Consider the following 20,333-nt stretch of genomic DNA (forward strand, 5'->3'; position numbering starts at 1 on the left):
CAGAGGTTCCCCGGTAAATTCATAAAGAGCCGAGGTGCTTTGAAGCCAATGGTGCGTATGAACCTCGCTGCCCGGCGATATCAGACGCCCTATCACGAGTGCCTGCATCAGGGGCAGAAGATGTTTGGGTACCCCTTGTCGAAAGCCAGGTGCAGCAGGGATGGCACAAGAGCCGGGCAGCCGAGCAGAACCGGTTCAATTTTTTTCAGAACCTTTTTGCCGGCCCGGATGGAGAAAAAACATTGGAGAAGAGAGAGCTTTGTTTAAGTATTCGTCCGGATTAAGCTCTGGTGAATAGAAGGAAAGGTGGAAAACCTCTATCTGTTCCTTGTGTTCCTCCAACCACTTTTTGGTATCTTTGCTATGATGAGCACGCAGATTGTCCAGGATCAAAAACACTTTACGCCCGGCATCTTTGGTCAGGCGGGTCATGAACTTGATCAAGAGCCCGGAATTCATGGCATTGCGGTACACCATGAACCTAACCTTCCCCTGGTTGGTAATGGCCGAAATCATACTGATATGGCTCCTTTTGGCAACCAACCTGACCACAGGGGTCTGTCCTTTAGGAGCAAATCCCCGGACCCGGTTGGCACCCGTCTGAACTCCCGTCTCATCGCCCCAGTGAATCTCAGCTTTCTCTTCCTTCGCCCGAGAAACAATAAGAGGATAATCCGTCTCCAACCATTTCTTGACCGCCTCCGAACTTTGCTCATAGGCGCGTTTCACCGGTTTCTGGGGGGTAAAACCCCAACGCTTGAGATACTCTCCAACCGTCCGGATCGGCATATCAATGCTATACAGTTGTTTTATCAGCAACTTCACCGCGTCCCGCGTCCACAAGGCAAAGGAGAGTTTCAGTTGGTCAGGAGTCTTGTCAATAAGGGCTCGTTTAACCTCCCTCTCCTGCTCGGCGTTAAGGGTACGTTGATCTCCAGTGCGGCGTCCTCGTTTTCCCAGCTTGATGGCCTTGCTACCCTCCCTTTTATAGCTTTGCCAAATTCTGCTGGCGCGACTAACGCTGACACCTACTCCCTTTGCAACATCGTTGTTCGTAAACCCCTGCTTACGAAGTCGAACAATCTGCTTCCGAATCTCATATTGTGTCTCGGGACTATGTTTGCGTGCATCTGTCTTTTCCATGAATCCCGTATATCACAATATTATCCAATTTGCTATATTTAATTGCCGAGGTGATAACATACATGACCCTCACCTCCCGGTGTGAAACCACAGCGGGGCCGGCAGAGCCGGCCGAATCGCATAATAAAGGAGTGATACCTATGGAAGAACTGAAATTTCCCGATCACTGGGTTTCCCGGCGCCAAATGGTTCTATCTGAACATGGAAGGCTACAAGGCTCTATTCGTGCGTTGAAAGGGCTCGGTTTCGCAAAAGTTCGCCACGAACGCCCTTTTGTCCTTCCCGCCAGCCGGGAAATCATTTTGGCATCCAGCCCAGCCCTTTGGCATGCAAACTCTGGATGAAGAACTTGTCGGCGTTCTCCGTCACGGCAGTCGTCTCCGGGTATGCGCCACTCGGGTTCTGCAGGTCAGCCACCACCTCCCCGTCTTCCGTAAACGCCAGCACATGGCCGTAGACCGGCGGAATTGGCCACAACGCGCGCGGCAGGCGCATCGTGAACTTACGCAAAAAAGTCTTGGCGGCCATTTTGTCGATGGCGGAGTTGCGCGGCTTGGGGAACGAAAATTGCGGGCGACCCTTTCCACACAGTTCCCCTTCCATTGAAGAGCGATAAATTAGATATGAACCTTTGTATTTTCTGTCATAAAAAATAATTATGATAATAACGAGGCAATTGCAAAACTCCCCATTCTTGTCATTCCCGCAACGATTCTGAGCGGGAATCTGGTTCTAACTGCTTGAAAAACCATATTCCCGATAGAGACATTCGGGAATGACAAATGGTTTTGCAATTACCTCTAACGAGATAAATATCTTCTATTCAGATATTTTTGCTATCTCACCCAATCTCTTGATGAGCAGAGGCAATCGCGTCTGGCTGGCACGATCCGGCGAAAGATGGCCGGAAATCGAATCGAGGAATTCTTCATTTGCCAATAGAATCGTGAAGGTTCGTGACAGAAAATATTTAAGATCATCCGAGGAGCTTCTGATTTCAGAGACGATTTCCGGTCGGCCATCCAAGATCGTGATGATGTCTTCCATGTCGTGACTGGCCATATAATCGCCGCAACCGCGGCCTTTGAACGCGTCAATCTTGGTTGCCAGAAAATAAGGGGGCGATACAAGTTTGATGGTCAGTTCGTTCTCCAATTCAATAAGATCCGCGTTCTTTATCGCTGGTAGATACCAGCGGTTGTAGAACCCCAGTATCTCTTCCTGAGTTGGCATGATATCGATTTTGATCAGATCAACCAGCCAGCGGCAGACAGGCGCATTTTCACTCATATCCTGTTTGAACCCCTTGCGCCTAAGCTCTTCCTCAAGCCGGTAATACTCCATCCGTGAGGCAACCTCGACAATGACATCCACATCCTGAGTGGCACGGACTTCCGGCATGGCTGGATCGGTAATAAACATTCCTGTGACGCAACCCCCGACGAAAACGACCTTATCCCTAAGATCACCAAGACGTTTGGCCACATGGATGATCATCCGAATATTCATGTCTTTGTTCTTGATCATCCTGATCCCAATCGAGCCTTGAGCTCTTCGATGGCAATCACTCTTTCGCGGGCTCTTCCGTCGCGGATGGCGTCAACGATAGCCAGCAATTCGTAAAGAATTTGATCTTTTAACGCAGCCTTCGGGACAGTCTTGTACAGAGGTGAGAATTCATAACCACGCGTATCGCCTTCTGGGTCCGCCCATACGGGGGGTGGTTCGTTCGGCTGAGAAATAATGTCCTTCAGCGGTAGCGCTGCATACCCGGTAGGGACGCCCCGGGTCAGTCCGCCATGTTCCGGTGGAAAAGCATATTTGATGCCGTGAATGAGAAATTCTTCCAGTGACTTTTTCAGGGGATGCCCGCTTGGGGACTGCAGTAAACGTGCGGCAACGGCACGCTTGATACCGGCATGGACTTCGGAAGCGCTCATGAACAAATCACCGGCAACGGATGCATAGGACCACTGGCTTTCACCCAATGCGACTAGCTTCAAAAGGATATATATGTCCTGGGGTTTAAGATTCATGGCCGCATGATATTCGCTATTCGCGAATAGCGCAAGAAATATTTAAGGTTGATGTTCAAGAAAAATAAAAAGGGCTTGACGGTCGCTTTACAATCCGCAAGTCCCTATTTTTATTATGGTGCCGGAGGTCGGAATCGAACCGACATGAAGTTGCCCTCGGGGGATTTTGAGTCCCCTGCGTCTACCAGTTTCACCACTCCGGCAATGGGGGGTTGTTTATGGGAGGAAGCGCAAAATGTCAAGAAAAATGTGTTGACAAGCCCGGAAATCTCATGTTAGGGGAACCGCCTGATTTGCGGCGACTATGAATCGGGGTTGTAGCTCAATTGGGAGAGCGCTTGAATGGCATTCAAGAGGTAGCGAGTTCGATCCTCGCCAGCTCCACCATTTTTTACAAGTAAGCCCGTCTTACCGGATGTTTGTGGAAGGCGGGCTTACTTTTTTTCTATAAATCCTTAAAGTCGCGGACGAATTTCAGCCTGCCCTGCTTAACAAGCTCCGCTTTGCTTCCCTCCAGCCATTGTCGGAAAGCCTCGGTTTTCTCAGCCTGGGAAAGGTACTTTGCAACAGCGTCCTTCTGGGAGGCAAAATCGCTGTCGTCTGCCTTGCTTCTTTCCCGCAGGGCGATGACTATATAGTTCCCGTCAATCAAAAAGGCCTTTTCCGGAGATGGCTTTTTCGAGGAAAGCTGGAAAAGCGACTCGGTCAGCTCCGCCGAAGAGCCTATTTTCGGAATCGCGCCGCCGGGCTGAAAAAACCCAGTTTCCAGAACCATTAATCCCCGGCCTTTGGCCAGCGCATCCAGACCCTCCCCTTTTTTCAGGCGGGTTGAGATTTTCTCTGCTTCTTTTTGCGCCAGCTTTCCGGCCTCGACTTCCCGGTACTGCTTCTCCACAGCGGCGGCGATATCCTTGAGCGCTGGCACATAAGGCGCCTTGCGCGCCGCAATCCTGATTATGTAGTAGCCATTCTCCCCCTGCAGAACACGGCTGATTTCCCCATCCTTCAGACTCGAAACGATCTTTCCCCATTGGTCTATTGCTTTGAACTCCTGGGGGGGAGCGCTTATTGCAGAGAAATCTGTCGTGTGAACCGCAAGCTTCTTCTGTGCTGCATAGGCGTCGAAGTTCTCCTGCTGATAAATCGTATCGTGGGCCTTTTTGGCCTCATCATAAGCAGCCTTCCGCCCGGCGCCTTGCCTGATATCGCCGCTGACCCTGTCCCGGACATCGGCGAGGGGAATAATTTTATCATTTTTCTTGTAGAGCTCCCGGTGTTTTTCATAATAATCCGCAATTTCGGTTTCGGAGGGAACAACCGTCGCGGCAAAATCCTGCGGCATAAACGCCACGTATTTGATCTGCACCTGTTCGGGAACCCGAAATTTTCCCTGGTTGGCTTTCAGGAAATCCTCCAGCTCCGTCTGAGAGGGTTTCAGGACAGAAAGAAAATCCGCGGGAGAAATCCGGATATAATCGAGATTGAGCTTCTCCTTTTGCATTCGATAGAAATCGAGAACATCCTCATCCGCGAGCTTGACGCCATCCTTGATAAGGCTCTCAACCTGAGCAGAAAGGAGGATCTTTCGCTGACTGTCCTCGAATTGCTCCGTGGTCATTTTAGCCGCCCGGATGGTTTGCTCATAAATTATGTTGTCAAAAACCCCGTTCTGCTGGAAGGCAGGGTACGAGAGAATCGCGTTTTTAACCTCCTCATTGGAAATGTGAATTTCCAGATCCTCCGCTTTTTTGAGTAAAACCTCCTGATTTATCAGGATATCGAAAGCCTGCTTTTTGAGGTTCAAACCCTTGAGCATCTCTTCAGTCAAAGAACGCCCCAGTTGTTCCCGATACATATCAAGCAGATTCTGATATTCCTTTTGGAAATCCACATAAACAATCGGTTTTCCATCAAGCATTGCAATCCGCTCTGCCTTATTCCTGCCGCTCATCGAGCCAAAATAGAAAATAAAAACCACGATAATGATCCCCAGGACGAGCTTCATTAACCAGTTTCTTGCGTGTCTCCTCATGATATTGAGCATGGTGCTTCTCCCTCAAAAAATTATTGTAACGTTCAGGAATTAGTAGCCCGATCAGGGATATCCTGCGCCCGCGCTCAATAATATAGCAACCGGCAAAATGCAATGATTTTCTTTAAAAAGGATTGAACGCCGGTATGAAATGCTATATAGAACAAACGACATTGGGAAAATAATTTTGATGTTATTGATTATATGAAATAAGTAGTCGGAGGATACGAGCTTGCTTTTTGATTTTATTTTGGGGAAATTTTCCAACGACCTGGCGATTGACCTGGGAACGGCCAACACGCTGGTTTATGTCAAGGGAAAGGGGATTGTGCTCAACGAACCCTCCGTTGTCGCCGTTCACCAGAATGCCCGCGGGGAAAAGAAGGTGCTGGCGGTAGGCGCCGAGGCCAAGAAGATGCTGGGAAGAACCCCCGGCAACATCGTCGCCATCCGCCCCATGCGCGACGGGGTAATCGCCGATTTCGACATCACCGAGGCGATGCTCCGCCATTTCATCCTGAGCGTTCACAACCGGCGCGCCCTCGTTCGCCCCCGCATCATCGTTTCCATCCCCTCGGGGATAACGCAGGTGGAGAAGCGCGCCGTCCGGGAGACGGTGGAATCCGCAGGCGCCCGGGAGATATACCTGATCGAGGAACCGATGGCGGCGGCCATCGGGGCGGGTTTGCCGGTAACCGAGCCGATCAGTTCGATGGTTGTCGATATCGGCGGCGGGACAACCGAGGTGGCGGTGATCTCGCTTACCGGCATCGTCTATTCCAAGTCGGTCCGGGTAGCCGGCGACAGGCTGGACGAAGATATTGTTCAGTACATAAAGCACAAGTACAGTCTGCTTATCGGCGAGCGCACCGGAGAGATCATCAAGACAACCATCGGCAACGCCTACCCCGATCCGGAGGGGGAAGTCCGCACGATGGAGATAAAGGGGCGGGATCTGATCTCCGGCATCCCCAAAATCCTGGAGATAAACTCCGGCGAAATCCGCGAGGCGATCGGCGAATCGCTCGGCCTGATCGTCGATGCGGTGAAAAACGCCCTCGAGAATGCGCCGCCGGAACTCTCCGGCGACATTGCCGACCGGGGAATCGTGCTTACCGGCGGCGGCGCGCTCCTCAGAAACCTCGACCTGCTGATTAAAGAGAAAACGGGGCTTCCGACCATCATCGCCGACGACCCGCTCACCACCGTCGCCCGGGGCGCCGGTATGGCCCTTGATCACATTGATATCCTCAAAGAGGTCACCTTTCAAACATAGAATTTTAAGCTTTGCCGTCGGTAGCTACGTCATATCAGCGCTTTTGCGCAGTCCTCATTAAAAGGCAGTAAATTGAGAAATGCTTATCCCGAAGAAATATCGTTCCCATATCACAGCCGCCGTTTTTTTAATAATATCCCTGGCAATAATTTCCTACGGCGCATCCAGCCTGACTGAACCCGGGTTCCTGCGCAAGACCGTCATGGAAATAGCGACCCCGTTTGCAAACCTTGTCAACCTTTCTTCCAAGGGTTTAAGCGATTTTTGGAGAAGGTATCTTTTCCTTGTAGGATTAGAGGAAGACAACAGACGGCTGCGGGCCGAAAAAGCCGCTCTTGCCGAGCAGCTCAACAATTACCGCGAGGGATATTATGAAGGGCTCCGGCTTCGCAAGCTGCTCGACCTCCAGCGCGGTCTGCCTTACAGAACAGTAACGGCAAGGGTTGTTGACAACAATCAAAATTCGCTATCCAAAACGATCCTGATTGACAAGGGAACCGCCGACGGTCTGAGTGCGGGATATCCCGTCCTGTCCGCACAGGGGGTAACGGGGCGGATCATGGAGACATCCTGGCACTCCTCGCGCGTCCTGCTTATGATCGACGGAACCAGCAATATTGATGCGATCATTCAGCGAAGCCGCACCCAGGGAATTCTTCAGGGAACAGGAAAATCCGGATACAAGCTGAAGTATATCCCCCCCACAGCAGATGTGCTTCCCGGCGATTTATTGCTCTCTTCCGGTATGGCAGGGGTCTTCCCCAAAGGGCTGATTATTGGGATCGTCTCTAAAATAGAACCGCAAAAAAATGAGCTGTTTCAGAAAATTGACGTGTCGCCCTCGGTAGATTTTTCCAGGCTGGAAGAGGTGCTGATTTTGCTTCCCGGGAAGGAACCCGGCCCATGATTGCCTTCCTGCTGCAGCCAATATTTATTTTCCTTCTGGCAATGCTGCAAATAACCTTCATGGAGTTTTTTTCCATAGGCCCGGTAAGCATTGATTTAGCCTTTGTCTTCGTCATCTATGCCGGTTTTTGGTTCAATCCCTTGCGGGGCGTTGTTCTTTCCTTCATGCTTGGGTTTTTTCTTGATTGCATAGTCAGTCCCATTTGGGGCCTTCATATGTTTTTATACGTCCTTTTCTTTTACATAGCAATGATTGCCGGCACCCAAATTGACAGGAAAAACAGCTTGCCGGCATCAGTTTTCACCGGCATCTGCCTTTTTCTCCAGGGCGCTCTTAAAGTCCTCTTCTCCTGGTTAATACTGGACGTTGATATTATCTACGCTCTCCCGCAAATATTCCTCCCCCAGGCGGTCGCAATGGGAGTCTTAAGCCCATTTATATATTATGTTTTTAATTATTTTGAGGGTTTTTTGAATGCTGAAGTTAGGCAACCGGCTCGACGTTTATGAGCCAGGACAGTTAAAACACAAATTCGGCGTATTGCTAATTATAGTGGCTGTCGTACTGACAATTCTCGCGCTCAGATTGTGGTATCTGCAGGTGATCAAGGGCGATGATTTTCGTCAGCGCTCAGAGAACAACAGCTTGCGCCTGAGGAAAATAAAACCTCTGCGGGGATTGATAATGGACAGAAATCGTAAGCTACTTACGGAAAACCGTCCTTCCTTTAATATTTTATTCATCCCTGACAAGGCCAGGGATATCAATAAATCAATCGATAAAATAAAATGGTTTTATTCGCTTAATTCCCTGGAACTTGCCGGTAATGTATCTATTCCGGATAAATTAAAACCGTTTGTGCCCGTAACTCTCGAACGAAACGCAACCATGGAAAAAGTGGCTGTAGTTGAGATTCACTCTTTTGAACTACCCGGCGTTGTGACGGAAATTACGCCGGTCAGACAGTATCTCTATGGGGAAGCGAACGCGCAGATAATAGGTTTTACCGGTGAAGTAAGCCGGCGGGAAATTGAACAAGATATCGCCGGACATCTGTCGCCAGGCGATAACATTGGAAAATTCGGGATTGAAAAATCGCTGGACGCGCATCTGCGGGGGGAAAGCGGCGCCGAACAGGTAGAGATAAATGCAACCGGCAAGATCGTCCGCTCCCTGGGGAGAATACCGCCCAAATCTGGTAACAATGTCGTCTTGAACATCGATCTGGAGCTTCAGAAAGCCGCATGGGAGGCCGTCGGAAACCGCAGAGGCGCGGTTGTAGCTCTGAACCCTAAAAACGGCGACGTTCTAACACTCATCAGCTCGCCATCCTTCGATCCCAACATCTTCACAGGGGAACTCTCCGCGGACGAATGGGAAAAACTCTCCTCAGATCCGCAGCATCCCATGGAAAACCGCGCTATCGCCGGCCAATACCCGCCCGGGTCAACCTATAAACCGATCATGGCTGCGGCCGCCCTCGAAACGGGAACGATCACCTCGGACAAAAGCATTTACTGCAATGGCGCCTTCGAATTCGGAGACCGAATATTCCACGACTGGAAAAAAGAGGGACATGGGGAAATAAGCCTGCACAGGGCCATCGTAGAATCCTGCGATGTCTATTTCTACAACCTCGGGAAGATGCTCAATGTGGACACCATCGCCGAATACGCAAGGGGATTCGGCCTGGGCGCTCCCACGGGAATCGACCTGCCTCGTGAAAAGAGCGGCCTTGTCCCGACCAGGCAATGGAAAAAAGACCGCCTTAACTCCCCCTGGCACGCCGGGGAAACAATATCGCTGGCGATCGGTCAGGGATTCAACCTCGTCACCCCTCTTCAACTGGTAAGTGCCTACGCTGCCTTGGCGAATGGGGGAACGCTTTACCGTCCCCGCATTGTCAAACAGATTGAATCGCCCGATGGCCGGATATTGCAGTCCTTCCCCCCAGAAATAAAGGGTTTGCTTCCTGTCAGTACCCCCAATATCACGACCATCAACAAAGGCCTGTGGGGAGTGGTAAATGAAAGAGGGGGAACCGGCTATCTGCTGAAAAGGGCGCAACAGGATGTCTGCGGGAAAACAGGCACTGCCCAGGTAATCGGTCTTCCGCAGAATGCCAAAGAGAAAAAAATGACCGCCGAGACGAACGATCATGCGCTGTTCGTCTGTTTTGCCCCCTGCGAAAATCCGGAAATTGTCATAGCCGTTATTCTGGAAAACGCCGGGCATGGCGGAGCGACAGCAGCCCCGGTGGCAAAAAAAATGCTGGACGTTTACTTCTCACAAAAAAACAAACTTCCTGAGCGCAGACCTTCACAAGGCGCTCCGGCATCAAACAAGGCGCAAAAACAATGATGAAACTGGACCGCGGTCTTCTGCTCAATTTCGACTGGGCACTCTTTATCCTGGTTATGGGAATCACTCTCATCGGCCTGTTGAATATCTACAGCGCCTGTCTCAGCATCTCCGCCCCCGGCCAGACCCCTTATTACATAAAACAGATTCAATGGATAATCATCGGGTTCGCCGGGATGACCATCGCCTTTTTTATCGACTATCGCTTCCTGGTGCGCCACGCCTACATAATCCATGGCATCGCGATCCTTCTGCTTTTCGTTGTATTGATAGCGGGCAATGCCTCTCGCGGTTCCCAGCGCTGGATAGCCCTTGGCTCCTTCTCTTTTCAGCCTTCGGAGCTTGTAAAACTTACTATTATTCTTGCTCTTTCCAAGTATTTCGACGCCCACCAACTGAGCCGCGGATATCGCCTTAAAGAACTGCTGATCCCTTTCTTAATAACTATAGTCCCCTTCCTGTTGATCTTGAAACAGCCGGATTTAGGAACCGCGCTGATTTTGCTTATCATCTTTTTGGCAATCGTATTATTTGTCGGCATGGACTATAAGTCAATCCTGATGACCGCTGCCGGGGGATTGATTATGATTCCAGTTGGTTGGCATTTTCTCAAGGGTTACCAGAGGGAACGGATATTCACCTTCTTCAGTCCGGAAAATGATCCCTTAGGCGCCGGCTACCATATTATCCAGTCCATGATTGCGGTAGGATCCGGTGGATTTTGGGGGAAGGGATTTCTCAAGGGGACCCAAACGCAGCTCCGATTTCTGCCGGAACAGCAAACCGATTTTGTTTTCTCCGTTTTTGCCGAGGAATGGGGATTCATCGGCGGTATCGTGTTGCTTTTGCTTTTTCTCTCTTTGATTATTTGGGGGTTGAATATAATGTTGCACTCCAAGGACTATTCGGGAGCCTTGCTCTCTTTCGGGATCACCACGCTCATTCTTTGGGAGGTGTTCATCAATATCGGAATGGTCCTCGGAATCCTTCCCGTGGTTGGAATTCCGCTTCCCTTTCTCAGCTACGGAGGATCATCATTGCTCGTGCTGATGACTGCGTCCGGCATCCTGATGAGCATCAGCGTAAGAAGATTTCTTCTGCAGAAATAAAACATGGATTAGCGGCATAAAACCAGCTTAGAATTGCCTAACATTATTTAACATAGCAGTTGGGCGCGCAAGGCAGCGCCGATCTCGGGGAGTTCGGCGAACGGATCTGCCGGGTTGCGCTGCTCCACAATGCAGTCCATGCGCAAGCGCACATTTTCCATAGCCTTGGGGTGGCTGAAGATGTAGAACCTATCGGCGCTGATGGCATCGAACACCATCTGCGCCACTTGTGCGGCAGTGACCTTACCGGAGCTTACCGCCTTTTCGCTCATGGCCTGACCGATCAGTTGGCTGTGCGTCAGGGGCTCGCCGGTGAGTGCGGCTGGCCGGTTGCGCTGGCTCTGGGTGATGTTGGTGGGGACGAAGTACGGGCACAGCACACTGGCGCTGACCTGATCGCTCACCAGCTTCAGGTCCTGGTAGAGGGTTTCGGACAGGCTCACCACTGCATGTTTGCTCACGTTGTAAACTCCCATGATTGGAGGGGTGAGCAACCCGGCCATGCTGGCGGTATTGACGATATGACCCCGGTAAGTCGGGTCTGCTTTGGCCGCCGCGAGCATCAGCGGAGTGAACAGTCGTACTCCATGGATCACGCCCCAGAGGTTGACGCCCAGTACCCATTCCCAGTCTTTTACCGAGTTTTCCCACACCAGGCCACCCGAGCCGACGCCCGCATTGTTGAATACGAAGTGCGGGGCGCCAAAGCGCTGCATCACCTCCTGCGCCAGGCTCTCCATCTGCTCGGCGCTCGACACGTCGATCCGGCGTGCGAGCACGGGCGCTCCGGCCGCCCGCATCTCGTCAGCGGCTTTGTCCAGAGCGTCCTGCTGCACATCCACCAACACCAGGTTCATGCCCAGCCTGGCGCCAATACGAGCGCACTCGAGCCCGAATCCCGAGCCGGCGCCTGTGAGTACGGCGGTTTTGTCTTGGAAGTCTTGAATCATCTATTTTCTCCTTAAGGGGGCTTTTCCATATCGGAAAACAGGGAGGTAATTGCAAAACTCCGTGTCATGCCCGAATGCTTTTGTCGGGCATCCATGATTTCAAATAGTTAAAAACTGGATTATGAACATTAAACTTCGTTTTCCCGCCCAGAAGCGTCGCGGGAATGACAGCGTTGGGAGTTTTGCAATTGGCTCAAAGGATTAAATTTCATATTTATCTTTTATAAGCAAGAACAAACTGCTACGGACGACACGCCGCATCGCTAAGACAATGAGCATCTGGCTCAGGAGGATCAGCTTTGTCTGGAGATTCTACTCACGAACCATAGCATCTGCCTCTTTTATCGCCACTCATAAAATGGAGTCCCCAAATAATGCGACCCACCTTTCTCGCCCGTCTCTAAGATTATCAAAGACAAACGCTTAAGGTCAAGATGATTCCAGCTCCTCGCCAATCGTCAAGAATAAATACGGGAAGTGTCTCTATATTTAATATTGACATAAGGCACACATTGTTATAATCAATACACATGAATATCTTGAGATGGGACAATGAAAAGAATGAATTGTTGAAGAAAAATAGGGGCGTTTGCTTTGAACAAGTTGCACTGTTAATGGAAAGAGGAGAAGTTATCGACACCATTGAACATCCAAATCAAGAAAGGTATCCAGGACAGAAAATTGCTGTGGTTATGATTGATGCATACGCATATCTTGTCCCTTATGTTGAACACAATGAACAGATATTTCTCAAAACAATTATACCCAGCAGAAAAGCTACAAATAAGTATGCGAGGGGAAAGAAATGAAAAAGATAATTCTGGATGATGAGGAAAAAGATATCCTTGAATCATACGAACGTGGGGAATGGGTGCCGGTTAAGAATGCCGGGGAGGAAATCAAGAAGCTCCAGCAGTATGCAAAAAATACACTGCAAAAAGACAAGCGGATAAACATTCGCATGTCTTCAAAAGACCTGGAGCAAGTACAGGTTATCGCGGTGCAGGAGGGCATCCCTTACCAGACTTTGGTATCCAGTATCATTCATAAGTATGTTTCCGGATATCTTATCGAAAGAAAAAATGCTTAATTCAGCGAGGCAATTACAAAACCATTTGTCATTCCCGTCAGAATCTTTGCGGAAATGACAAGAATGGGGAGTTTTGCAATTACCTCCAGCGTCATGTCAATTTTCCGAAAAAATCGACTTCTGCACCCGGACTCCGTAATCCTTCATGATTTTGGCATCTTGGCGAGCCGCTTCGGATTGGCGATGTCGTACGCCACGATCATGTCCATAAAATTCCTCGTCCTCATTTGTTTTTTCCTGATAGAAATCATCCTGTTTCAGAATTTTCAGATTGAAGAGCGACAAGGTCAGCGTATCGGCGATGATCGTCCGAAACTCCTCCATCAGATCAAGGACAAGCGAATAGCGTGGGAAGTGTCCCTATATTTTATGAAAAATCATTGACATTGCGAACTCCTTAGTTTATCAAATTCTTAAATTGATAAATGAAGGAGGGGCGTTATGGCACTGGTAAAGATCAGACAAAATTATCAGATAACAATACCTGCGGGAGTTCGTATAACGATGAAAGTAGGCGACTATCTGGATGTTGAGAAAAAAGATGGTGATTTGGTGTTGAAGCCGGTCAAGATGGTGCACCCTGACCAGGCGTACTTCCACACCAAGGAGTGGCAGGAGGGCGAGGCACAGGCGGATAGTGATATTGCTGCGGGAAAAACCGTGGGGCCCTTTGATAATATATGCGATGCTCTTGTTGCCCTGAAGAAGAGCAATATATGAAACTTGAATTTACGGAGGCATTCATAAAGGATTACCGGAAGTTGCCCTCCAATATTCAGAAGATAACAGACAAGAACCTGGCATTGCTGATTGCTAATTCTAAGCATCCGTCATTGCATATCAAAAAGATGAACGACCCCCGAAACATTTGGGAGGGCAGGGTAACCGATTCTTACCGGTTCACCTTTCAGGTAAAGGGCGAAACTTGCTTTCTTCGGAGGATAGGCACCCATGACATGCTGAGAAACCCATGACCCGTAAAGCGAAAGAATAAAAAACCTTTATTCACACCTTCGACTGCCTTACTCAATCCTCAATCAGAGGCTCGATACCTTTTTAAAACCGGGAATGCTGACCGAGTACGAAATAAAATTGTTGAGGGAGAGCAAGAAGGAGACCGGCGAGGTAGTGCGGAAGAGGTTTAAGGAAAATAACAACCGCTAAGGAGGATCATCCGGATGTTGCCATCCCGCCGACCATTGCGGCGCTACGGGAGGCCGTTCTGACGGGGACATGGAGATCGGTCGGATCATGAAGAAAAAGATATCATTGAATCATACGAAAATGGGGAATGGGCGCCGATTAAGAATGCCGGGGAGCGGATCAATAAATGTAAAACTCCTCGTCGGGGTCTATGAAGATTCCCTGGCCGATGATTTCGACGGTTCCCGAGCACTTATCGCAGAGGGGAAAATATTTGACGCCGTCTTCCTCCGGCACGATCACCGCTTCCACGCGGCGGCGCATCTGCTCGAACCCTCCTCCTTTCGCCGTCACCTCAAAAATCGACTTCTGCACCCGGACTCCGTAATCCTTCATGATTTTGGCAATCTTGGCGAGCCGCTTCGGGTTGGCAATGTCGTACGCCACGATCATGTCCATAAACATCCCCCTCTTCATTAGTTTTTTCCTGATAGAAATCATCCTGTTTGAGAAACACAGCCCGCGCCCCGTCGCAACATTTTCTTTGAGTTTTGAGAGACGCGGCTAACTTATCGCCGATGACTCCGACCGGGAACACTTTCTCCCTTTTTTTCTTGACAGCGTAAAGATAATAGGGTAGAGCCCGCACATAAAATTTATCTGCAAGATAAGCCAATGCATTTACGTATCTAAATACTGGAAACTTTTTGCAGTATATAAAACATGAGGTGACATGTAGTGGTCAGTATCGACTATTCACTGGGAATCCAGATATTAAATTTTCTTATCCTTATTTTTATTCTGAATATTCTGCTTTACAAGCCTCTGCTGGGCGTCCTCGACAAAAGAAAAAAACAAACTGCGGATTCTGAGGCCGAGGTCAGCAACCTTCAGGGAAGCATCGATCTGAAGATGGCTGCCTACGAAGAGAAGCTTCGGCTCGCCAAGGCAGAGGCCCTGGCAATGAAAAAGACCCTGATAAAACAGGGCGATGAAGAGGCAAAAACACTAATAGATGCAACAAGATCGGAAATCCCGGGGATGCAGGAGGCTTTCCGTTTAAAAACGGCTGGCGAAATTGCCTCCGCGAAGAATATCCTGGCTGATAATTCCCGCAAGCTGTCCGTTGAGATCGCGGAAAAAATAATGGGAAGGGGACTCTGATGGGAACAGGACGTGCGATAGAGCCAAACAAAAATATCCAGGGCAAAAAACCCCTTGCTTTCACAGCCATCTCTTCTTTATTCCTCTGCATGTTTCTTGTCTCTGCGGCCTGCGCCTCCGGAGGCGGGAGTGAAGACACGCACGCAAAACTGATGAATTTCGCGTGGAAGGCCCTCGATTTTATTGTCCTTGCCGGAATTATCTACTGGCTGGTGGGTAAGAAGGCAAAGGACTTTTTCGCAGGACGCAGGGAAAAAATCGGAAAAGGGCTGGCGGATGCCGCATCCCAACTTGAAGAGGCACAAAGAAAATTCAAGGAATACGAAGCAAAGCTCGATAAGGCAACCGTTGAAATAGATGAATTAACCACGATGATTCGGGAACAGGGACAGGCCGAAAAACAGCGGATCATCAAGGAAGCCCATGAAATAGCGGAAAAAATTAAGGAAGATGCCCGCTTGCGCATGGAGCAGGAATTCAAAAAGGCACGGCATCAGCTCCGCCTCGAAGCGGTGCGCTATTCAACGCAGATGGCGGAATCCCTTCTTCGCGAAAATATCCGGGTTGAAGATCACGAAGCAATGGTAAGAAATTATATAAAAAATACCGTAAAAGCCAATTGATAAACGTTTGTTATCATTCATTATCAAGGGAGCAACAAGAAATTGATCAATAGAAATATTGCCAGGCGCTATGCGAAAGCTTTTTTTAAAGTGGCCGCAGAAGGGAAAATGTATCGGGAATGTTACGATGAACTCGTTGCCTTCGCCAATATTATCAAGGCAGATGATAATCTGTATGGATTTCTGACCAATCCGATATTCTCCCTGTCCGATAAAAAAGCGGTCATGGAAGCGCTGATAGAAAAAAGGAACATTTCCAATCTTTCAGCTAACTTCCTGAAACTGCTGGTTGATAAGCGTCGTATCGTCCTGCTTCCCGACATCATGGACTGCTATCGGGACATTATGGATAAAGAGTTGGGAATGGTCAGAGTCGCCGTTAAAACCGCCTTTCCCCTTTCGCCGGAACTCTCCGAAAAACTGAAGAAGGGACTGGAGGCGATGACCAAGGGCAAGGTCGAAATGACCGTTTTAGATGAGCCCGAGCTGCTGGGCGGCATAGTGGTTCGGATTGGCAACACCTATTATGACGGGAGCGTCCGAGCGCAATTGAACGACATCCAAAATCTCTTGGGGGAGGAGATATAGAGCATGGAAAGCATTAAGGCTGAAGAAATCAGCGAAATCATATCAAAACAGATAAAGGACTACGAAAAGAAGCTTGATGTCAGTGAAACGGGCACCGTGCTTTCGGTCGGCGATGGAATCGCCAGGGTTTATGGCGTGGAGAACGCCATGTCCATGGAGCTGCTTGAGTTCCCCGGGGGAATTCTCGGCATGGTTCTTAATCTGGAGACCGATAACGTCGGCGTGGCCGTTTTGGGTGAAATCTCCCATATCAAGGAGGGCGATATTGTCAAGCGCACCGGCAAGATCGCCCAGATTCCCGTCGGCGAAGCGCTTCTTGGTCGCGTAATCGATGCAACCGGCGCCCCCATTGACGGCAAAGGCCCCATTGAGACAACGGAATACAGCCGGATCGAGATGATCGCACCCGGGGTCATACAGCGCCAGCCGGTTAACGAGCCCATGTACACCGGCCTGAAGGCGATCGACGCGATGACGCCAATCGGGCGCGGCCAGAGAGAGCTGATCATCGGGGATCGCCAGATCGGGAAGACCGCAATCTGCATCGATGCGATCATCCGCCAGAAGGACACAGGGGTTAAGTGCATCTACGTGGCAATCGGCCAGAAAAAATCGACCGTCGCCCAGTTGGTGGAGACGCTGAAAAAAAACGACGCGATGTCCTATACCTGCGTCGTCGCCGCCTGCGCCAGCGACCCGGCCACCCTCCAGTATATTTCCGCTTATGCCGGCTGCAGCATCGGCGAGTACTTCCGCGACCGGGGGCAGGACGCCCTGATTATTTACGATGACTTGTCGAAACAGGCCGTCGCCTACCGCCAGATATCGCTTTTGCTGCGGCGTCCTCCTGGTCGTGAGGCCTTCCCTGGGGATATTTTCTACAACCACTCCCGGTTGCTCGAAAGGGCGTCCCGGTTGAGCAAGGAGCTCGGCGGCGGCTCCCTTACCGCCCTGCCGATCATTGAAACCCAGGCCGGCGACGTCTCCGCATACATCCCCACCAATGTTATTTCCATCACCGACGGTCAGGTCTATCTGGAGCCGTCACTGTTTTTTTCGGGCATCAGACCGGCGATCAATGTTGGGCTCTCCGTCTCCCGCGTCGGCGGCGCCGCTCAGGTAAAGGCGATGAAACAGGTCGCCGGCACTCTTAAACTCGATCTTGCCCAGTACCGGGAACTGGCGGCCTTCGCTCAATTCGGCTCTGATCTCGATAAATCGACACAGGCCCAGTTGGAACGCGGTATCCGTCTCGTGGAGATACTCAAGCAGCCGCAGACAGCGCCGATGTCCCTTTCCCAGGAGGTTGCGATTCTTTTTGCGGGAACCCGCGGTTTTCTTGACAAGCACCCGCTCGACAAGCTCAAAAGCTACGAGCAGCAGTTGCTTGCCTTCCTGGAAGGAAAATACAAAGAGATCATGCAGGAAATTGACGACAAGAAGGTTATCAGCCCTGAGCTGGAGAAAAAGTTGAAAGCGGCCTTGACCGAGTTCGCTTCCGTCTTCTCCGCTGATTGAACCGAGGGCGAGTATAGACAGACGATAGCTTACACAAAGAAGGAGCCGGATTTGAATGGCCGCACTTAAGGACATTAAACGGAAAATCAATGCCGTTCAAAAAACAAGACAGATAACTCGGGCAATGAACATGGTGGCTGCCTCCAAGTTCAAGGCGGCCCAGTTGCGAATGCTGAACTTCCGTCCCTATGCTGAATCGTTCATGGAAATGCTCGGTGATCTGGTAGGAAGGGTCAGCGTCGAATCCAACCGGCTTCTGGCGGTAAGGGAACCGAAGCGGATCAAGGCCATTTTAATGACCTCCGACCGGGGTCTCTGCGGCGGGTTCAACAACAATCTGACCAAGGCAACGGAACGGTTCGTGATTGAGAAACAGCGGTTGGGGCTTGATGTAGAGCTTATTCCGGTAGGCCGGAAGGGAAGAGATTTCTTCAAGAAAAAGTTTAAGATAAGCCATGCCCGTTCCGATGTTTTTGGCAAATTTGACATGAATCTGGCAATCAGCATCGCCAATGATATAATCCCGCCCTTTATTGCGGAAGAGTACGACGAGCTTTATCTGATCTACAATGAGTTCATCAATGTATCCATTCAGAAGCCGAGGGTTTTGAAGATTTTCCCCATCGCCCCTTTTGTAAAAAAGGCAGAAACTGATATTGCCAACGAGATTGATTACATCTACGAACCAGCAGCGAAAAATATCCTGGAAAATCTTCTCCCGATGTATGTGCATGTCCTGATTTATCGGGCGCTCGCCGAAACATCGGCAGGGGAAAACGGGGCGCGGATGGCGGCGATGGATAACGCGACAAGAAATTGCGAGGAGATGGTAAGCGGCCTTACGCTTAAATACAACAAGGCGAGACAGGCGGCGATAACCTCCGAGCTTATGGATATTGTGGGCGGAACAGAGGCTCTGGCAAAAGGCTGACAAGAAATATCGAAAGAACATCAATATACTTCTACATTTGAAGGAGAAGGTCATGAATATTGGAAAGATTGTACAGGTTATCGGACCGGTTGTGGATGTGGCGTTTGAAGAGGGACAGCTTCCCAGTATCATGAACGCCATCGCCATCACCAACCCCACGATCAACGACAGCGAGGATAACCTGATTGTCGAAGTTGCCCAGCACCTGGGCGACAACGTCGTACGCTGCATCGCCATGGACGTAACCGACGGGCTCGTCCGCGGCATGGCTGCCAAAGACAAAGGCGAGCCGATCAGCGTCCCGGTAGGCTCTGAATGCCTCGGCAGGATTCTGAATGTCGTAGGCCGCCCGGTGGACAGCCTCGGACCGGTAAACGCGAAAACATACATGCCCATCCACCGGGAAGCCCCCCTGCTTGTCGAGCAGGACACCTCGGTTCACCTGCTGGAAACCGGGATAAAGGTCATCGACCTCCTTGTTCCGTTTCCCCGCGGCGGGAAAATGGGACTCTTCGGAGGCGCCGGCGTCGGCAAAACCGTCGTCATGATGGAGATGATCCATAACATCGCAATGCATCACGGCGGAATATCAGTTTTCGGCGGGGTAGGAGAACGCACCCGTGAGGGAAATGATCTCTACCGCGAAATGATGGAGTCCGGGGTTATCAAGCAGGCCGCCCTGGTCTATGGGCAGATGACCGAGCCGCCCGGCGCCCGCGCCCGGGTAGCCCTGACAGCCGTAACGGAGGCGGAGTATTTCCGGGATATCGAAGGACAGGACGTCCTCCTTTTCATTGACAACATCTTCCGTTTCACGCAGGCCGGCTCCGAGGTCTCGGCGCTCCTGGGCCGCATGCCTTCCGCCGTCGGCTATCAGCCGACACTGGCTACCGACTTGGGAGAGCTGCAGGAGCGAATTACTTCGACAGACAAAGGCTCCATCACCGCCGTGGAATGCGTTTACGTCCCTGCGGACGATCTCACCGACCCGGCGCCGGCCACCACCTTCAGCCACCTCGACGGCAGCGTCGTGCTCTCGCGGCCGATAGCGGAGCTGGGCATCTACCCGGCGGTTGACCCGCTGGATTCCACGTCCCGAATCCTGGATCCCACCGTTCTGGGCGCGGAACACTACAATGTGGCGCGCCAGGTGCAGATCACCTTGCAGAAATACAAGGACCTGCAGGATATTATTGCTATTCTTGGGATGGACGAACTGTCGGAAGAAGACAAGCTGACCGTCAACCGGGCCAGAAAGGTGCAGCGGTTCCTCTCCCAGCCGTTCTTTGTCGCCGCCCAGTTTACCGGCACCGAAGGGAAATTTGTCTCCATCGCCGATACGGTTCGCGGCTTCAAGGAAATACTGGAAGGTAAATACGACGAACTGCCCGAACAGGCTTTCTACATGGTAGGCAGCATCGAAGAAGTTATGGAAAAGGCGAAAAGGCTTACAGCGGCGTAG

22 protein-coding genes and 2 tRNA genes are annotated in these 20,333 nt (G+C 50.6%); 15 read left to right on the forward strand and 9 right to left on the reverse strand.

Translation table 11 applies throughout. The annotated features are described in order from the left end of the window. Positions 1-195: 195 nt before the first annotated feature. From M0P74_08955 to M0P74_08975, 5 genes are all read right to left on the reverse strand, one after another. Positions 196-1,143: an IS630 family transposase gene (locus M0P74_08955; GenBank protein MCK9363709.1), complete on the reverse strand. Its 948-nt coding sequence runs from the start codon at positions 1,141-1,143 to the stop codon at positions 196-198. A 297-nt stretch (positions 1,144-1,440) separates the two neighbouring features. After that, positions 1,441-1,746 (reverse strand): hypothetical protein, encoded by a 306-nt coding sequence (locus tag M0P74_08960; protein ID MCK9363710.1) that lies wholly within the window; start codon positions 1,744-1,746, stop codon positions 1,441-1,443. Positions 1,747-1,962: 216 nt separating this feature from the next. Beyond that, entirely contained in the window at positions 1,963-2,670 is a 708-nt protein-coding gene (locus tag M0P74_08965) for a hypothetical protein (GenBank protein MCK9363711.1), read from the reverse strand. Continuing rightward, complete coding sequence (locus tag M0P74_08970) at positions 2,667-3,179, reverse strand: hypothetical protein (protein MCK9363712.1); 513 nt, start codon at positions 3,177-3,179, stop codon at positions 2,667-2,669. The genes M0P74_08965 and M0P74_08970 overlap by 4 nt, the downstream gene beginning before the upstream one ends. A gap of 116 nt (positions 3,180-3,295) precedes the next feature. Next, positions 3,296-3,382, reverse strand: a tRNA-Leu gene (locus tag M0P74_08975). A 108-nt stretch (positions 3,383-3,490) separates the two neighbouring features. Between M0P74_08975 and M0P74_08980 the strand changes: the two genes are divergently transcribed. Then, positions 3,491-3,566: transfer RNA gene (locus M0P74_08980), tRNA-Ala, on the forward strand. 58 nt (positions 3,567-3,624) lie between these two features. On the opposite strand, the gene M0P74_08985 is transcribed toward M0P74_08980, so the two are convergent. After that, positions 3,625-5,223 carry a SurA N-terminal domain-containing protein gene (locus M0P74_08985; GenBank protein ID MCK9363713.1) on the reverse strand — a complete coding sequence of 533 codons (1,599 nt, stop codon included), beginning with the start codon at positions 5,221-5,223 and terminating at the stop codon, positions 3,625-3,627. A gap of 220 nt (positions 5,224-5,443) precedes the next feature. Here M0P74_08985 and M0P74_08990 point away from each other — a divergent pair, with 220 nt between their 5' ends. From M0P74_08990 to rodA, 4 genes are all read left to right on the forward strand, one after another. Beyond that, entirely contained in the window at positions 5,444-6,487 is a 1,044-nt protein-coding gene (locus M0P74_08990) for a rod shape-determining protein (GenBank protein ID MCK9363714.1), read from the forward strand. A 79-nt stretch (positions 6,488-6,566) separates the two neighbouring features. Next, positions 6,567-7,394, forward strand: a complete 828-nt coding sequence (gene mreC, locus M0P74_08995) for a rod shape-determining protein MreC (protein MCK9363715.1) — start codon at positions 6,567-6,569, stop codon at positions 7,392-7,394. 474 nt (positions 7,395-7,868) lie between these two features. Continuing rightward, on the forward strand, positions 7,869-9,755 hold the full coding sequence (mrdA, locus tag M0P74_09000; GenBank protein MCK9363716.1) for a penicillin-binding protein 2: 1,887 nt from the start codon (positions 7,869-7,871) through the stop codon (positions 9,753-9,755). Continuing rightward, positions 9,752-10,864 (forward strand): rod shape-determining protein RodA, encoded by a 1,113-nt coding sequence (gene rodA / locus M0P74_09005; protein MCK9363717.1) that lies wholly within the window; start codon positions 9,752-9,754, stop codon positions 10,862-10,864. The genes mrdA and rodA overlap by 4 nt, the downstream gene beginning before the upstream one ends. Before the next feature lie 47 nt (positions 10,865-10,911). On the opposite strand, the gene M0P74_09010 is transcribed toward rodA, so the two are convergent. Then, positions 10,912-11,814: an SDR family oxidoreductase gene (locus tag M0P74_09010; protein MCK9363718.1), complete on the reverse strand. Its 903-nt coding sequence runs from the start codon at positions 11,812-11,814 to the stop codon at positions 10,912-10,914. Positions 11,815-12,344: 530 nt separating this feature from the next. Here M0P74_09010 and M0P74_09015 point away from each other — a divergent pair. Together M0P74_09015 and M0P74_09020 are read left to right on the forward strand one after the other, a co-directional pair. Beyond that, positions 12,345-12,623 (forward strand): hypothetical protein, encoded by a 279-nt coding sequence (locus tag M0P74_09015; GenBank protein ID MCK9363719.1) that lies wholly within the window; start codon positions 12,345-12,347, stop codon positions 12,621-12,623. Beyond that, complete coding sequence (locus M0P74_09020) at positions 12,620-12,904, forward strand: hypothetical protein (GenBank protein ID MCK9363720.1); 285 nt, start codon at positions 12,620-12,622, stop codon at positions 12,902-12,904. The genes M0P74_09015 and M0P74_09020 overlap by 4 nt, the downstream gene beginning before the upstream one ends. A gap of 96 nt (positions 12,905-13,000) precedes the next feature. Here the strand turns inward: M0P74_09020 and M0P74_09025 are convergent, their stop codons facing one another. Further along, on the reverse strand, positions 13,001-13,228 hold the full coding sequence (locus tag M0P74_09025; GenBank protein ID MCK9363721.1) for a CRISPR-associated endonuclease Cas1: 228 nt from the start codon (positions 13,226-13,228) through the stop codon (positions 13,001-13,003). A 117-nt stretch (positions 13,229-13,345) separates the two neighbouring features. Between M0P74_09025 and M0P74_09030 the strand changes: the two genes are divergently transcribed. Both M0P74_09030 and M0P74_09035 read left to right on the forward strand, forming a co-directional pair. Next, positions 13,346-13,624 (forward strand): AbrB/MazE/SpoVT family DNA-binding domain-containing protein, encoded by a 279-nt coding sequence (locus M0P74_09030; GenBank protein MCK9363722.1) that lies wholly within the window; start codon positions 13,346-13,348, stop codon positions 13,622-13,624. Next, positions 13,621-13,878: a hypothetical protein gene (locus M0P74_09035; protein ID MCK9363723.1), complete on the forward strand. Its 258-nt coding sequence runs from the start codon at positions 13,621-13,623 to the stop codon at positions 13,876-13,878. Before M0P74_09030 ends, M0P74_09035 begins: the two co-directional genes overlap by 4 nt. A 349-nt stretch (positions 13,879-14,227) precedes the next feature. Here the strand turns inward: M0P74_09035 and cas2 are convergent, their stop codons facing one another. Continuing rightward, positions 14,228-14,506 (reverse strand): CRISPR-associated endonuclease Cas2, encoded by a 279-nt coding sequence (gene cas2, locus M0P74_09040; GenBank protein MCK9363724.1) that lies wholly within the window; start codon positions 14,504-14,506, stop codon positions 14,228-14,230. 279 nt (positions 14,507-14,785) lie between these two features. Between cas2 and M0P74_09045 the strand changes: the two genes are divergently transcribed. From M0P74_09045 to atpD, 6 genes are read left to right on the forward strand one after another with little or no spacing between them, the layout of a single operon-like run. Continuing rightward, positions 14,786-15,211, forward strand: a complete 426-nt coding sequence (locus M0P74_09045; GenBank protein ID MCK9363725.1) for a hypothetical protein — start codon at positions 14,786-14,788, stop codon at positions 15,209-15,211. Next, positions 15,211-15,834 carry an ATP synthase F0 subunit B gene (locus M0P74_09050; protein MCK9363726.1) on the forward strand — a complete coding sequence of 208 codons (624 nt, stop codon included), beginning with the start codon at positions 15,211-15,213 and terminating at the stop codon, positions 15,832-15,834. Before M0P74_09045 ends, M0P74_09050 begins: the two co-directional genes overlap by 1 nt. A 42-nt stretch (positions 15,835-15,876) precedes the next feature. Beyond that, the gene (atpH, locus tag M0P74_09055; protein ID MCK9363727.1) at positions 15,877-16,422 is read left to right on the forward strand and encodes an ATP synthase F1 subunit delta; all 546 of its coding nucleotides are present in this window, start codon (positions 15,877-15,879) and stop codon (positions 16,420-16,422) included. Positions 16,423-16,425: 3 nt separating this feature from the next. Then, complete coding sequence (atpA, locus tag M0P74_09060; GenBank protein ID MCK9363728.1) at positions 16,426-17,940, forward strand: F0F1 ATP synthase subunit alpha; 1,515 nt, start codon at positions 16,426-16,428, stop codon at positions 17,938-17,940. Between the two features lie 55 nt (positions 17,941-17,995). Further along, positions 17,996-18,871 (forward strand): ATP synthase F1 subunit gamma, encoded by an 876-nt coding sequence (gene atpG / locus M0P74_09065; GenBank protein MCK9363729.1) that lies wholly within the window; start codon positions 17,996-17,998, stop codon positions 18,869-18,871. A gap of 52 nt (positions 18,872-18,923) precedes the next feature. Then, complete coding sequence (gene atpD / locus M0P74_09070; GenBank protein MCK9363730.1) at positions 18,924-20,333, forward strand: F0F1 ATP synthase subunit beta; 1,410 nt, start codon at positions 18,924-18,926, stop codon at positions 20,331-20,333.

This window comes from Syntrophales bacterium, assembly GCA_023229765.1.
In the GTDB taxonomy this organism is placed as follows: domain Bacteria; phylum Desulfobacterota; class Syntrophia; order Syntrophales; family UBA5619; genus DYTH01.